Genomic DNA, 13,427 nt, shown 5'->3' on the forward strand with positions numbered 1-13,427 from the left:
CCGCGATGAACAACCTCGGGGCCCTGCTGTTCGAGGCGGGTCGGACGGGGGAGGCCGAGACCTGGTGGCGCAAGGCCGCCAACGCCGGAAACACCGCCGCGATGAACAACCTCGGCAACCTGTTGAGGGAGGCGGGTCGGACGGGGGAGGCCGAGGAGTGGTTACGCAGGGCCGCCGACGCCGGCTACACCGCCGCGATGAACAACCTCGGTGTCCTGTTGGAGGAGGCGGGCCGGGCGGGAGAGGCCGAGCAGTGGTTCCGTCGGGCGCGTGAGGCCGAGGAGTGACCTCCTGCCGGGCCTCGGGGCGGAGGATGGTTTCGTCCGGTTTCTGACCTCCGATAAGTGGGCCAAGTCGGTTGTCAGGAGCGCCTTGGGCATCACCAGCCTCCGTCGAATCCCATGCTCGATGCATGTTCGCGTGCCTTCTCCAGGATTCGGGACCGCCGTGGCGCGGACGTGGCGTTTCGCATCCGAGCGAAGTAGTCCCGCATGTCCGGGTCTTCAGCAGTCACTGCCCAGCGTTCTGCTGTGACCTGGGCTTGTTTGGGGAAGGTCGTTGCGAGAGCTCGGACGATCTTTTCGTCTGCGCCCTGGTGGTTGATGAGATCCGTGAGCCAAAGCTCAGCACGGACCTCGTTGAGCTTGTCCTCGTCCACATCGCCGATGAACTGGCGCTTGGTTTCGATCACGAAGAAGCCGAACTGCTTGGCCATCAGGAAGGTCGTGTAGTGCGCTCGTCTGCAGACGAACACTGGTGCTATGGGGACCTGGCCATCAACCTTCACATGCAGACGAGCGGCTTTGTCCAGGAGTTGGTAGGGCTCGGCGTTGGCCGGATAGATCCAGTCACGCAGGTTCTTGATCTCGATCGGTACTGCGATAGCCCGTCCTGGGATGCCGTTGGCCACGGGAAGGAAGAAGCCAGCGCTGTCGAGTGGACCTGGCAGGGCGAGCCCAAGAAAACTCTTCACGTCTCCTCCTTCGGGGCGAGCGAGAGTGAAGGCTCCGGTGCTGACGATGGAGGCGTGGAAGACCTGCTCTGCGGCGGGGCCGATGAGACCGGGCCGGGAGGGTGTTCCTTGGGCCCATCCCAAGTACCGGCTCAGAAGGAGCCGTTTGCGGCGGGCTGCTTTCTCAACTGCGGTCTTCGTGCGGGGTGCGGTGGACAGGAAGAGTTGCACGTCGCGGCCGCCACGTGTGGGGGCGTGGTCGACTAGAAGGTCTCCGTTGTCGGTCAGCTGGCGCAGTGCACGAGTCACATGGTGGGGGTCGATGGCTTCCCCCTTCCAGGGGACGTCGGAGATCCGGGCCTGGATCTCGACGTGGGTGAGGGCGTGGTGCTCGTGGGCAAGCGCAAGGAGACGCTGGCGGGCGAGACTCACGTACTCGGCTTCGCTGCGGCGCATCCTCACATGATCCCCAACAGGAGGGGCCTGGCGCTCCGGTTTTCCGTTTCATGCGATCGGACGCCCTATATATAGGAGCCGTTAGGGTCCCCGCTGTCCGTGCTGGTTCTGCCAACAGAGGCTGATCGTGGTCAGAACGGAGGTTCCTCAGAGAAGCCGCTTCCGAATCCCCCGCTCCCGAAGGTGCTTCTCTGAAACGGAGGCGGGGGAGGGGGAGGGGTGTAGTCCTCCATGGTGCCGTGTTGGTAGTCCGTGACGCCGCGGGCGTCGGCCCAGAACCGGCGGAACACCATACGCGCGGGTTCCGGCTCAGGATCGGGACCGTAGCCGTTCATGTCATCGGTGTACACGACCAACCGGTCCGGATCGAAGCCGGCCATCGTCGACAGGCCCAGGAAGACCGCTTCAGCGTTCTGCCAGTCGTGGGGAACAGTTTTGCCGGTGAGCATTTTGCGCACTGTCTCCTTGCTTGCAGCCCCTTCTTGTGGAGGCGCGGCCCTGGCGGCCTGGCTCACCGCCTCCATAGTCGGCATCCCGGCATCGACCCACAGGCGAAAGAGTGTCTCCATGAACCTGCGCTGCGGCCCCGGGGGCAGCTCCTCTTGCGAGGGCATCCGGATCGATCTCGCCATGCCGGGACTCCTTTGAGCAATCTTCAGCAATCTTGAACAGCTTGTGGCAATCTTAAGCTCTTCAGGACTGGATCGCCTGCGTCTATGGCTTTCCCGTGCTCTCGCTGGGGCCGCAGGGTGCGGTCGGAGCATCCGGTTTTCGCTGGTCCCAGGCTGGATCGTGACCGGAGGTCCCGGCATGGAGGGAGCGGAGATGATTGAGGTGCGCGCGGCGCTGATTCTGGTGGCCAGTACGGGGTGCGCGGCCCTGGCAGGTGCGTTGCGGTTGGCAGCGGGGGCTTCCTGGCCCGACGCGCTGCTCGCGGCCGGGGCCGCGTTCGGCGCGGCGCTGGGCGTGCTGGTGCTGGTCGTCAAGCACGACCGCTCCCCGGGAGGGTCCTGACCAGGCCTCACAGTCCCAGGTGGCGCAGGGGGTTGTCGCTCCAGGCGTCGGCGGGGCGGATGTAGGTGTCGATGGCGGTGGAGCGCTCGGCCCACCGGCCCTGGCGGGCGATCCAGGCGCGGGGCACGCGGGCGGCCGCGGCGGCGGTGGCAGGTCCGGCGCGCAGCGAGTGAGCGGTCACCCCGTTCAGGCCGACCTGCTCGGCGAGTTGCTTGACGATGAGATTGACGCCGGCCCCGGACATGCGCCCGGCGCCGCGTCCGGACGCGGCGGGGGTGCCTGCGAGGTGGCCGTGGCGGTCCACCGAGCGCAGCAGCGGGCCCGTGGTGACGCCGTTCTCGGCCAGAGCCTGAAGGTAGGCGGCCGTGGTGCGCACGGGGCAGGTGGTCAGGTGGGTGCCGTAGGGGATGGCGACGGTGACCCCGTGCGCGTCCTTGTCGGTCTTGGAAGTGGCGACGAACACCTCCAGCCCCTCGGCCACGATCCGCACGTCCCCCACGTCCAGGGCGGCGAGCTCGGAGCGGCGCGCCATCATCGCGTACCCGAGCAGCAGCAGGGTGCGGTTCCGCAGGCCCCGCAGGTCCTGACCGGTGGCCTCGAGCATCGACCGGAGCTGGTCGACGGTCAGGGCGGGGGCTTGGCGGCGGCGGCCGCCGGCCTGGGCCCACTGGCGGGTGTAGGAGCGCAGTGCCATCCGGGCGGCCTTGGTGGTCAGCGCCTGGCCCTGGGCGTGGTGGCGTGAGGCGATGGCGCCCAGGGCGCGGTCGATGGTGGCCGGGGCGGCCCCGGCGCTGGCGAGGTGGTCGACGTAGCTGGCCAGGGTCTCGGCGGTGGCGGGCAGCGCCGTGCGCTCCGCGCTCGTGCACCAGGCGGTGAAGGTGGCCCAGTCGCGGGCGTAGCCGGTGCGGGTGGAAGGGGCCCAGCCGTCGGCGACGCGGGCCGCCGCGGAGGGGGTGAGTTCGGCGTCGGCCGGGCGAAACACCGCCCTCGGCTCCGGGGGCGGCGGCACGGGGACCGGAACGGTGGTGGGCGGGCCCTGGCCGTCGTCGAAGAGCACCACCGGCTCAGGTTCGTCCGTCACGCCCGCCTCGTTCCCGTGTGCCTGGTGTCCGTTTCTGGGTTGCGACAAGTCAGCTTATCGAAAGTCAGAAGCATACACCGCTCATCGCTAACGGGAATTTCTTCGGCGATCCTCCTCGACCCCCAAAACGATTCGTCGCACGAGGGTGCGCGATCGGCCGCTCCCTGCCCGCTTGCGCACCTGATTGCGCGAGCGGGGCCTAAGCCCAGTTCGGCGCAAGCACCTGCGCACCGCAGACCTCGCGTTTGCGGCTGGTGCCACGTTCGTTAACGGCACCCCTTACCGGAACGCCTGGCGGAGACCACGAACGAAGTGACAGCCTTCGCTGCCATGCTGCCCTTAGCCGGCCTTCGCGGCACCCCGACCTTGAGGAGGTCTCCTTGAAACTGTCCGAGGTGTATGAAGCCATCACCGAGTCCCGCCCGCACGACTGGAAGCACATCCCGTTGTGGGCTGCAAACACGGGAGCGGGCTTTCACCAGGTGTGGGACAAGTCGGAAGGGGAGAACTGGGAACTCTACTTCGACCGACACACGCACCAGCTGGTCTTCCAGGACAATGTCGCTCTCACCATCGCCTGGGGCATTAAGTACTGCGACGGGATGACTCCGCAGTTCCTGGAGCCGTATCCCTCCGCCGAGCAAGCGGAGGTGTTCTTCGCGGATGTCTTCTGGAACGGCAACCTGATCCACCGAGAGCCGGTGTACGGTTTCGACAGCTTGGAGTACGTCTGCCTGCCAGCTCCGAAGGCGGTGCACGCACGCGATGAGCACGGTGCCTCGTCGGGAGTGGAGCGGTATGAGGTGACGCCTTTCCAGGTGTCCCTGGTTCGGCTGGTGCACTCCGCAGAGCACAAGGGATTCGACGAGCTGTTCGACCGTTCAGGTTTCGTGGTAACGGCGAGTTAGCAGGACAGAGGACGCCGTGGCGAAGGGCCGCTCCCTCGATGAGGAAGCGGCCCTGGGAACTGCGGATCACCACGGCTGAGTCGTCTCTCTACCCCACCCACGGAGATCCCGTCACGGGAGAGGAGCAAACGCCAAGCGTTGGATTTTCCGCGAAAACTACCGGGGTCCCGTCTACCACGGAGGTTCCGCCGGCTGCCACAAGTGGGAGGGCAGACCCCGAGGGCGCTTTCCCGAGACGTCCATGAAGTCCGCCGTCCCGTCGGTGAAGGAGGACCCGTTGAAGGACACCTCTCCGCCGGCGAACCGGGCCGCGGTGAAGTCCACCCTTCCGCGAGTGAACTGGCCGCAGTGGGGCGTGTGTTCCGCTGCGCCTGCACGCCCAGGGGCATGGAGCTGTGCACAGCGTTGCGCTCACGGCCGCCTGCCGACCGTCCGTGCAACCAGTTGCGCGAGGGCGTCTGCAGGCCAGTCCGACGCAAGCACCTGCGCGCGCTTCTCGGCGTAGAGTACGTAGCACCCGTAGCACGCGTGCTATGCCTCGCACCCGTGCGAGGCCTCTGCTGCGGCCATATGCGCCAAACGCGGGACGGGCGTCGTTTCCCGGTGGCAGGCTCAGTTCCATGAGCGAGACCACGACCCCCTCCGCCATGGTGCCGGTGCGCCTGATCGGCGGCCCGGCCGACTGGCACGAGACGACCTTGGCCATCCACACCGCCGCTGAACTGGCGGGCCCGCGCAAGTCGCTGGGCACCTACCTGATCAGCAACCACGTCCCCGTGGGCCACCCCGATCCGGGAGCGCGCGCGGTCTACGAGCCCGACGCCGAACCCGCCGACCCCCGCATGTGGTTCTTCCGAGGCTGGTTCCCCTACGGGCCCGATGACCCCGAGCACCGCCGCGCCGACCACCACGTGCCGGTCGATGTCGACATCGACGGTCAGCTCCCGGCCGGGTGGGTCACAGACGACGGCGGCCGCTACCGCGTCGACCGGATCCTGGCGCACTGGCAGACCTCGGGAGAGGACCAGCTTGCCCCCGATGTGTGGCACGTGCGCGCCGGCGCATCCGACTGGGAGCTGTTCCAGTTCCCCGGAGACCTCTGGCAGGCCGGACCGCTCCCCGCCGCCGACGACGGCCAGTAGGTCGAACTGCACAGCTAAGGCCCCTGCGACGCATCCGCAGGGGCCTTTTCCGTTCGTGAACTGGGGTGATACTTCTCGCACGCATGCTACGGGTGCGAGGATTCGCACGGGTGCTACCCGCGTGCGATCCGTTCCAGGGACCGCACGAGCTGTGATTTGTCCTGGTCCTCGGGACCGGACTGGAAGAGTTGCTGGACCGCTTCGGTGACGGCCCCGGCCTGGAGCGCGGGCCCCCACCGTGTGATCAGGTCCATCACGTCGTGCACCTGGTGGGCGTAGACATGGTGGACGAAGCTGCTGGAGGGGTTCACCTCCACGAGGAAGGCGGGTTCCTCCCCGCCGTGGCGGGCATAGACGACCAGGGCCAGGGGGAGAGTGAAGTCGGTGTTGCCCACCTGCGTCCAGGGGGAGGGGGCGAACCCGGCGCGGCGCAGCACCACGTCGTAGTCCTGGTCCTGGTTTTCGTCCCACAGCGTCGAGACCACGTCGGTCGTCTCCTCCCAGGACCCGTTCCGGTACAGGGGGGCAGTGGAGGCGGTTTCGGTCATGCTCTAGACCTTCTGGCGTGCAGTGATACGCCTCGCACGAGTGCGATTCGTGCGAGGCGTATCACGTGTGCGACTACTTCTTGAGCTTCTTCTCGACCTTCGGGGCCGCGGCAGCCGCCACACGGAACAGCTCGCTGACGATGGTGTGCTTGGGCACCCGCGTGGCGAAGTGGACCTCGTCCACAGCGGCGGCCAGGGCCTCGACGGCGTCCTGCTCGGCATACCAGCTGCGGCGGCTCATCATGGGCTGTTCCACCGGTTTGGCGGGCTGCTGCTTCGCCTGGCGGGCCGGCTTCGGTGGCACGGGCGGCGGAGCCGCCTCCCCGGTCTTTTCGGCGCGGCGCAGGCCGCTCATCCTGTTCCAGTCATCCTTGAGGCCGCTCATGTCGGGCGGGCTCGGTTTCTTGGCGGCGCTCACGGGCGCACCGCCTTGGCCAGGTCCCGGTACCAGGCGGCGGCGTCGGAGGTGGGGGCGTACTCGAGCACGGAGACGTGCGCGCGCCAGGCCTCGCGGATCTCCTTGCGCGCCCGGATCTCGGCGAGCACCGGGGGATCTCCGAGCGAGCGGAACGCCTCCAGCACGCTCGTGACGATGTTGCCGCCGCGGATGTCGACGCGGGAGGGCACCAGGCCCAGCACGTCGATCTCCACCCCCATGACGTCGGTGAGGGTGCCCATCTGCCGCAGCAGCAGCCGCAGAGCGCGGATGGAGGAGTCCTCGGCCTCCACGGGAACGATGGCGCCACCCGCACGGCCGGCCCGGCGTCGGGCGGCGATCAGCGCTGCGTCGCTGGCAGCTCCCAGCGAGGGTGGACAGTCCAGCAGGCCGACGTCGAAGAGGTCCTCCAGTTCCTCCAGCGCGCGGGCCAGACGGAACTCGCGTCCCTGGCTGAGGTAGAGGCCGCGGTCCAACAGGAACATGTCGATGTTGGTGGGAAGCACCCAGAAGTTGGGCCGGTACTCCACCACGATCTCGCGCAGGTCCCCGGACCACTCGCCCAAGACCTTCTGCTTGAGGGTGGTCTCGTCAGGGGACTCATTCAGCCCCAGGGCCTCGGTGAGGTGTCCCTGGGGGTCGAAGTCCACGGCCAGCACGCGTTCGCCGCGTTCAGCGATCGCGGCGGCCAGGTTCAGGGTGTTGGCGGTTTTGCCTACCCCGCCCTTTTGGTTCATCACGGCGTAGATGTCCATGGAGGAAGCGTAAACCTCGCACGGGTGCTATGCCTCGCACACCTCGCACAGGTGCGTGAGGTAGCACGCGTGCGACCCGTATCATGGCCGCACGGTGGCCAGCAGGGTCGCGCTCCTCCGCTGCGGGGCCAGATCGTGCAGGGTCGGGGCCTTGGCGCGCATCCCGTAGCGGGCCAGCGCGTCCAGCTTGACCTGCGGGACGTCGTCGACCTCTACCTTCCCCGCACCGATCCCGGCGATCTGGCTGGTGCGGTCCAGGGCCTGGACCATGCCGGGGCTGGAGACGCGGTCCGGTTCGGTGCGCAGCCGCTCCAGCTCCGAGAAACGCGCCCCGTCGGGGACCTGGAGCAGCCCGGTCAACTCGGCACGCACCGGGTGCGGAACGCGCTCGGTCAGCACGGTGTGCAGGCGGGCGTTCTCCTCCTTGCGGACTTGGCGTACCAGTCGGGAGAGCACCGTCAGCCCGGGCAGCAGGATCTGGTGTTCGAGCAGGAAGAGCACGGCCCGGTCGAACAGCGCCCGTGGGCCCTCCTCGCTGGCCCACACCCGCGCGGCCAGGTAGGCGCGCAGGTCCTCCTCCCCGGCGGAGAACTCGCGGTAGCCGAAGGTGTCGCGGATCTGCCAGGCGTGCTCGTAGGCGGTCTTCTCGCGGGACCGGTACTCGGGCAGGCACCCCGGGTCGGTGCCGAGCTGGTCGGCGACGAAGGCCACCGCCCGCTCGGGGACGCTGGTGGGATGGTCGGGCTGGAACACCCCGAGCATGCGGACCGTGCCCCACTGCACGGCCCATCCCAGCCGGGTGGCGGGGGTGCGTTTGCTCGAGGCCAGGGCCAGCGCATCGGGGGTGAGGCGGAAGCACTGTTCCAGGTCGCCCACCGACAGCTCCTCGGGGAAGCGGCCGTAGCGGGCGATCTGCTCGTCGGAGAGGTATTCATGCGGCATGGCCCTGAACGTAGGGGCCGCAGATCGGACAAAACGACGCCGTCACCGAACCGCCGCCCAGGTCACGGCTCTACCGCCAAATCCTGTAGCAATCCTCCTCGACCCCCTGTCACGCGCCTTCGCGGCCCCGTGCGCAGAGCTCGGCGTGACACCGCTGACCACAGACTGCTCAGCCGCCAGAAAGAGGGGGAGCTTTCTGACGGCTCGCAGGTTCGCCAGCTCCCCCGCGACGGGTTGCTGACCACACTTTTGAGACATCACCCGGTCGATGACATTCCCAAAGCACCCATGCCCTCAATAATCGGACATAGAGGACGTATGTGGGTGCCCGAAAGCAGTAAAACACACCTCGCTGATATCCGGCGTCACCAGCGTCTGCGTGACAAAGATTAATTCTTGTGCACACCAGCGCGAGAAGACATGTAACCGCAGGTCAGGGCATGTTTTAGCGTGGTCGATGTGGTCCTAGATGCCGTTGATGTCGCCGTTGTTCTCTTGAGCGCCTCCGAGCTGGCATAGTGCTGGGAACGGCATTTTCGGGGCCGCGACTCCCGAGCCGTTTCAACCCGGTTGCCCAGGTGGCAGGACCGCCCCATGCGCGGTGTGCCCCTGCGCTCGATGCAGTTCTCAATGAGGAGACAAGCTGGTGGATACTTGCCACCCTTTGCCCGCGACCCCGGACCGGGGGCGCCCGGCCATGAAGGTCATCGTGGTCATCGTCATCGTCTGTTTCGCCGTCTACGCCATCCACGTCGGCCACGACGTGGCAGTGGCCGTTGCTGCGGCATCGGCTCTGGCCTACGCAGCAGTCAGAGCTGCTCGCCGTCTGGCTGCACGCTAGAGCCGCCCTGTGGGAGAGCACGCCGCGCGCGGCTTAGAGCTCACCAGGACGATCCTTGACCAGACCCATCCCCTCTCGGAGTTCTCGCCTGAGGACCGTCTGCGGGCACTGCTGTTCCACCTGCGCGCCCGCGCTGGCATCGACGAGAGCACCTTCCGCCGCACCAGCACCATCGACTTGGGCATCCCCGAGCCGGTGGTGACCGCGGTCGTGCACGGCGACATCCACGCCCTGCGCGCCGCGTCCCAGGAGCACGGGTGGCCGACGCTGGCCTCCCTGCTCGCCTACGGCGGTGGGCTGGCCGCTGACTACAGCTCCTTGGCTGCGGCCTTGGCCGAGTACGAGGAAGTCATGATGCGTCCAAGGGATCGGCGTCTGCTGCCTGTCAGCCGCACCATGTTGGAGCGGCGCGGGTACCAGCACAGCGCACAGACCTTCCTGGTGGATCCCACGAAGGCCGCAACCGACCCGCGTCTGGTCACCACACACGCCGAACTGGTCGAGGCGCTGAAGTGCTTGCGTATCCGAGCGGGCAACCCGTCACTGCGCACCATCGCCGATCGGTCCGTACACATTCCCGAAGGAGTAGACCCGGCCAAGCACGAGCCCCGCTCCTACAACACCATCAACAAGGTCCTGCGGGTCGAGGCCAGCGGTCCACAGATGATCCCGGTGCTGGCGTTCGTACGCGGATGCGGGGTCACTGACGCCACTGAGTTGGCGGCCTGGGAGAAGGCGTGCTCGCACATCGCCATCGCCAAGCGCCGTGCACCGCTGGCGCCTCGTGACCGGGGCAGCACCTCGAGCGGACCCAACCCTTCAGCGGCCTAGAAGGAAGTGATACGCCTCGCACGCGTGCTGCAAGTGCGAGGCGTATCACTCCAGGCCAGACACAACTCAACCACGCAGGTACCTGATGCTCCGAGGACCGGGCGGGGTTCCGGCGCGAACGGCGGCCGGCCCCCGCGCACGCGGTGCGCGCCGGGTTCCCGGCCGGGGAAGCGGGGCCCCGGGGCGGCGAGCCCCGGGTACCACCAGACGCTCAGTTGCGAGCCAGCCACGCAAGCACGAGCACGATGACGACGAGGTAGATCACTGAGGTCGGCCAGTCACTGAACTGGCCGCGGAAGTTGCGCGGCACCAGGCGCTCCGAGGAGTAGGGGGTCGAGGAGGATTACTACAGGATTTGGCGGTAGCGGTCCTCGGAGTACGAACGGCTGCTGAGTAGAGGGCAGGACGCGCCTGTTCTACCGAGCGCGACACGCCGACACGCCGTATCTGCGATACCTGGGTACATACGCTTTTCTGTTTTTCGTCAGTGACGATTCCTCTTTTCGTCTCCCGGACGCCTGCGCATGCGGGCCTCCACCGCATCCAGATATCGGTCGGACGCGGTCTGCACCTGCGATACACCGCGCATGATCCGCTCGACTGCGGAGTGGCTGTACTCGCCCTGGGCGATGGCGGCCGCGGCACGGGCCAGGAGCCGCTGCAGCTCGCGCGGGCGCGGCGGCCCCGCTTCGGATGCGGGGACGTCTTCCTGGCGCTGCCAGGGGTTGGGCATGCCCGCGCCTGGGCCGCTGGGCACGATCCGGGTACGGGTGACCACTTCCCGGACCACCTCGCGCACCGGCTCGTCCTCGCTGCGGGCGCGGCCGGCTGCCTGGTCTCGCGCCAGGCGCTGGTGCGCGGTGCGCACCTCGTAGGCGCGCTGGCGGCAGGACCGGCCGCAGTACAGACGCGGCCGGCCCTTCCCGTTTGCGCGGGGAGAGATCTCCTTCCCGCACCATCCGCAGGTGCGCCGGAGCACTTTCCGGTGGACGGTCTCGATCACGCGGGCGTCGTCGTGCTCCTGGCCGTCGTCGGCCGTGGGGGTCTGAGTCATGAAAGGACGCTATCGACACTGACGAAGGTCCGTCCGCATGAGCGCAGGTATCTCGCAGAGATACAAAGGCTCACTCAGGCTGACTTACGTCAGTGACGCATTGCCTCTTTCCCCTTTACTTGTTCACCCGGCGCACGCTGGCGCGTCCCAGGCGACTGTCTGGGACAGGGCGCGGCACACCATCTCCGCGTCCCCTGGCGTGCGGGGGTCGGTGTCGCGGCGGGGATGGCGTGCCGCCTCGACACGGCGGTGAACGCGGCGCGGGGCGGCGTTCGACCAGGATCACTGCTAGTGCCTTGGTGTGATTCGTCAGTGTCGATATGTGCTGGGTCTGGTGCCTTGGGGTGGTGGCGTCCTGGAGTCGCGCTCAGCTTCTTTGCTTGGCGCTCCTCTGGACTCTGGAAACGGAAAAGGCCTGCCTGGAGCACACAGCTCCAGGCAGGCCTTCGTCAGGGATAAAGCGGCCGCCCCCAGGGGAAGGGGCGGCCGCGAGAAAGGGCGGGCCTAGGTCCTGTACGACTGGGCGCACCGGATGGCCCGGGCGCGCGTGTGCTCCTCGTGCGTCGCCGCGTACACGATCTGGTCGATGTGGCCCACTCGGTTGTAGTCCGCCTCGCCCCGGTCGAGCAGGATGTAGCCCGGCCGGTCCTTGGAGATGCGGAGGCGGCCGCGGTAGCAGCCGTTGGGGGCGTAGGAGAACGTGATCCACACGTCCTGGTTTTCCAGGTGGCCGTAGAGCTCGCGGGCGCGCTCAGCTGCCGCAGCGCAGGTGCAGCGGATAGGCATGGTGAATCCCTTTCTTCTGCGGAAAAAGAGGGGCCTGCCGCGCCTGCGGCAGGCCCCTCGGGGTCAGGGGTGGTGCGAAAACTCAGGCCTGCGGGGCCGGGGCCGGCCACACCTGTGTCAGGCGCGGCTCCCAGGGCCAGCGCCGTTCCACCACGCGGTGCATGGCGGTGACGGCGCTCAGCCGGGTGCGCCAGGGCCGGGCGTGGTGGGTCTCCTCGTGGTCGTGGCCGGACAGCCACAGGTGGCGGCCGCTGATGTCGGCCAGGAGGCCGCTCACCGGAGCAGCCTCCACCGTCTCCACCTCGATCTCCTGGTACAGCTCCAGGGAGCCGCCCTCAACGAGAGCCAGGGCCTGGGCGGGGGTCACGGGCGCCCTCCCAACCAGTACTCGCCGGGGGCGGTGCTGTAGGCGGTCTCGACCAGGTCCAGGTCCTTGCTGGTGAGCCAGCCCAGGCGGCCGGTCTCGTGCAGCAGCCGCAGCCAGACAGCCTCCATCGAGGCGTCGGGCTGGTGGGCGGGGACGCCTCCGGCCCGGTAGTGGGCCAGGGTCGCCTCCGCCAGGGCCCGCACCTGGTCGGGGGTGTACCAGGCGGCGCCCGTCGTCTCCCCCGGCGCGGGGGTGAGGGTTCCTTCGGCAGTGGCGGTGGCGACCCACCAGTAGTGGCCCGGCGTGGGCACCGCGGGCAAGCTGGCGCACAGGTTCGGCAGGTGCCCCTGCCACAGCAGCCCCGAGCCGGTGACCCTCAGCCCGGTCTCCTCCTGGACCTCCGCCACGAGGGCCTCCGCGACGCTGGCGTGCGAGTCCCTCACGTGGCCTGCCACGGGAGCCGTGCCGCGCGGCCACCAGCCGCGGGTGACCATGAGCAGCCGATCCTGCTGGTCCTCGATGAGGACGCCCACGGACGTGCCGCAGCACCGCTTCGCCTTCTTCATGGTGGTCATACTGGGTGTGCTCCTTCGAGAGTGAGTGCGGCCCGCCCAGGTCCTTGGTCGAATCGGGGCGGGCCGCATGCTTCTTTCGTCACGCGCACGAGCGTGACGTGGACCGGGTGGTCCCCCCGCCCACCAGCCGGGGCTGGTGGGCAGAGCGAGCACCCGGGTCAGGAACGAACGGTGCGGGCCTTGTCCCATCCGGCGCGGGAGGCCATCTCCGCCAGGTAGAGCAGCAGCAGACAGAGCGCGGCCAACGCGGCCGCGGCGGCCGGGTCCGGTTCGGCGATGATGAGCGCGGCCGGCAGCATCCAGCCCATGTGCCAGGCCTGGTCCATCGCCCCGGGGGCGCGGGTGTAGTAGCCGTGTCGGCCCAGCGCCCACGCCAGGCCCTCCAGGGTGCGGCGCCGGTCAGCCCAGTAGTGGCTGAAGGCGTTGACGGCCAGGCCCAGCCCGGCCTGGAGCGGGCCGACGACCTCGTCGCCGGCGACCGCGACCAGGGCCAGCATCACGCCCTGGCAGACGGTCAGCGTGGCCACGTGGGCGGCGCAGGAGCGCCGCCCGGCGGTGTCCTGTTGGCCTTTGGTGGCGGCCTGGTGGTCGCTTTGGGCCCAGTGGTCCCCCAGCCAGTGCCCAGACAGCAGCGCGGCGTAGATCAGCATGGTGGTCTCCTCACAGTGGGTGGTGCTCGGGTGTGTGGTCGCGGGCGCGACCGAACCGGCCAGGCCCTGGTTTCCGGGGCCCAGCGGCC

General features: G+C 68.4%; 18 protein-coding genes. 6 read left to right on the forward strand and 12 right to left on the reverse strand.

Annotated elements, in window-relative coordinates; all coding sequences use genetic code 11:
* On the forward strand, positions 1 to 287 hold a 287-nt coding region (locus FHS13_RS20580; protein ID WP_184293616.1), incomplete at its 5' end, for a tetratricopeptide repeat protein.
* Positions 288 to 379: 92 nt separating this feature from the next.
* On the opposite strand, the gene FHS13_RS20585 is transcribed toward FHS13_RS20580, so the two are convergent.
* Complete coding sequence (locus FHS13_RS20585; protein ID WP_184293617.1) at positions 380 to 1,408, reverse strand: hypothetical protein; 1,029 nt, start codon at positions 1,406 to 1,408, stop codon at positions 380 to 382.
* 131 nt (positions 1,409 to 1,539) lie between these two features.
* The gene (locus FHS13_RS20590; protein WP_184293618.1) at positions 1,540 to 2,040 is read right to left on the reverse strand and encodes a hypothetical protein; all 501 of its coding nucleotides are present in this window, start codon (positions 2,038 to 2,040) and stop codon (positions 1,540 to 1,542) included.
* A 193-nt stretch (positions 2,041 to 2,233) separates the two neighbouring features.
* Between FHS13_RS20590 and FHS13_RS20595 the strand changes: the two genes are divergently transcribed.
* Positions 2,234 to 2,422: a hypothetical protein gene (locus FHS13_RS20595; RefSeq protein ID WP_184293619.1), complete on the forward strand. Its 189-nt coding sequence runs from the start codon at positions 2,234 to 2,236 to the stop codon at positions 2,420 to 2,422.
* 7 nt (positions 2,423 to 2,429) lie between these two features.
* Here the strand turns inward: FHS13_RS20595 and FHS13_RS21910 are convergent, their stop codons facing one another.
* Positions 2,430 to 3,503, reverse strand: a complete 1,074-nt coding sequence (locus tag FHS13_RS21910) for a tyrosine-type recombinase/integrase (protein ID WP_343065109.1) — start codon at positions 3,501 to 3,503, stop codon at positions 2,430 to 2,432.
* Between the two features lie 380 nt (positions 3,504 to 3,883).
* Between FHS13_RS21910 and FHS13_RS20605 the strand changes: the two genes are divergently transcribed.
* Positions 3,884 to 4,411, forward strand: coding sequence for a hypothetical protein (locus FHS13_RS20605; protein ID WP_184293620.1), 528 nt, complete (start codon positions 3,884 to 3,886; stop codon positions 4,409 to 4,411).
* Between the two features lie 620 nt (positions 4,412 to 5,031).
* Positions 5,032 to 5,553: a hypothetical protein gene (locus tag FHS13_RS20610; RefSeq protein ID WP_184293621.1), complete on the forward strand. Its 522-nt coding sequence runs from the start codon at positions 5,032 to 5,034 to the stop codon at positions 5,551 to 5,553.
* A gap of 113 nt (positions 5,554 to 5,666) precedes the next feature.
* On the opposite strand, the gene FHS13_RS20615 is transcribed toward FHS13_RS20610, so the two are convergent.
* The 4 genes from FHS13_RS20615 to FHS13_RS20630 all read right to left on the reverse strand — a co-directional run bounded on the left by FHS13_RS20615 (position 5,667) and on the right by FHS13_RS20630 (position 8,234).
* Positions 5,667 to 6,101, reverse strand: coding sequence for a hypothetical protein (locus FHS13_RS20615; protein ID WP_184293622.1), 435 nt, complete (start codon positions 6,099 to 6,101; stop codon positions 5,667 to 5,669).
* 73 nt (positions 6,102 to 6,174) lie between these two features.
* Positions 6,175 to 6,519, reverse strand: coding sequence for a hypothetical protein (locus FHS13_RS20620; RefSeq protein WP_184293623.1), 345 nt, complete (start codon positions 6,517 to 6,519; stop codon positions 6,175 to 6,177).
* The gene (locus tag FHS13_RS20625) at positions 6,516 to 7,292 is read right to left on the reverse strand and encodes a ParA family protein (protein ID WP_184293624.1); all 777 of its coding nucleotides are present in this window, start codon (positions 7,290 to 7,292) and stop codon (positions 6,516 to 6,518) included. The genes FHS13_RS20620 and FHS13_RS20625 overlap by 4 nt, the downstream gene beginning before the upstream one ends.
* An 81-nt stretch (positions 7,293 to 7,373) precedes the next feature.
* Positions 7,374 to 8,234 carry a DUF4158 domain-containing protein gene (locus FHS13_RS20630; RefSeq protein WP_184293625.1) on the reverse strand — a complete coding sequence of 287 codons (861 nt, stop codon included), beginning with the start codon at positions 8,232 to 8,234 and terminating at the stop codon, positions 7,374 to 7,376.
* 697 nt (positions 8,235 to 8,931) lie between these two features.
* On the opposite strand from FHS13_RS20630, the gene FHS13_RS20635 reads away from it, so the two are divergent.
* Both FHS13_RS20635 and FHS13_RS20640 read left to right on the forward strand, forming a co-directional pair.
* Positions 8,932 to 9,075: a hypothetical protein gene (locus FHS13_RS20635; protein WP_184293626.1), complete on the forward strand. Its 144-nt coding sequence runs from the start codon at positions 8,932 to 8,934 to the stop codon at positions 9,073 to 9,075.
* A gap of 9 nt (positions 9,076 to 9,084) precedes the next feature.
* Complete coding sequence (locus FHS13_RS20640; RefSeq protein WP_184293627.1) at positions 9,085 to 9,906, forward strand: hypothetical protein; 822 nt, start codon at positions 9,085 to 9,087, stop codon at positions 9,904 to 9,906.
* A gap of 484 nt (positions 9,907 to 10,390) precedes the next feature.
* Here the strand turns inward: FHS13_RS20640 and FHS13_RS20645 are convergent, their stop codons facing one another.
* The 5 genes from FHS13_RS20645 to FHS13_RS20665 all read right to left on the reverse strand — a co-directional run bounded on the left by FHS13_RS20645 (position 10,391) and on the right by FHS13_RS20665 (position 13,338).
* On the reverse strand, positions 10,391 to 10,960 hold the full coding sequence (locus FHS13_RS20645; RefSeq protein ID WP_184293628.1) for a hypothetical protein: 570 nt from the start codon (positions 10,958 to 10,960) through the stop codon (positions 10,391 to 10,393).
* A 504-nt stretch (positions 10,961 to 11,464) separates the two neighbouring features.
* A complete protein-coding gene (locus FHS13_RS20650) occupies positions 11,465 to 11,746 on the reverse strand; it encodes a hypothetical protein (RefSeq protein ID WP_184293629.1) in 282 nt (93 codons plus the stop codon).
* Between the two features lie 82 nt (positions 11,747 to 11,828).
* Positions 11,829 to 12,113: a hypothetical protein gene (locus FHS13_RS20655; RefSeq protein ID WP_184293630.1), complete on the reverse strand. Its 285-nt coding sequence runs from the start codon at positions 12,111 to 12,113 to the stop codon at positions 11,829 to 11,831.
* On the reverse strand, positions 12,110 to 12,688 hold the full coding sequence (locus FHS13_RS20660; RefSeq protein ID WP_184293631.1) for an NUDIX hydrolase: 579 nt from the start codon (positions 12,686 to 12,688) through the stop codon (positions 12,110 to 12,112). The genes FHS13_RS20655 and FHS13_RS20660 overlap by 4 nt, the downstream gene beginning before the upstream one ends.
* 158 nt (positions 12,689 to 12,846) lie before the next feature.
* On the reverse strand, positions 12,847 to 13,338 hold the full coding sequence (locus FHS13_RS20665; protein WP_184293632.1) for a DUF3307 domain-containing protein: 492 nt from the start codon (positions 13,336 to 13,338) through the stop codon (positions 12,847 to 12,849).
* Between the last annotated feature and the right edge of the window lie 89 nt (positions 13,339 to 13,427).

This window comes from Nocardiopsis algeriensis (assembly GCF_014203695.1).
In the GTDB taxonomy this organism is placed as follows: Bacteria; Actinomycetota; Actinomycetes; order Streptosporangiales; family Streptosporangiaceae; genus Nocardiopsis; species Nocardiopsis algeriensis.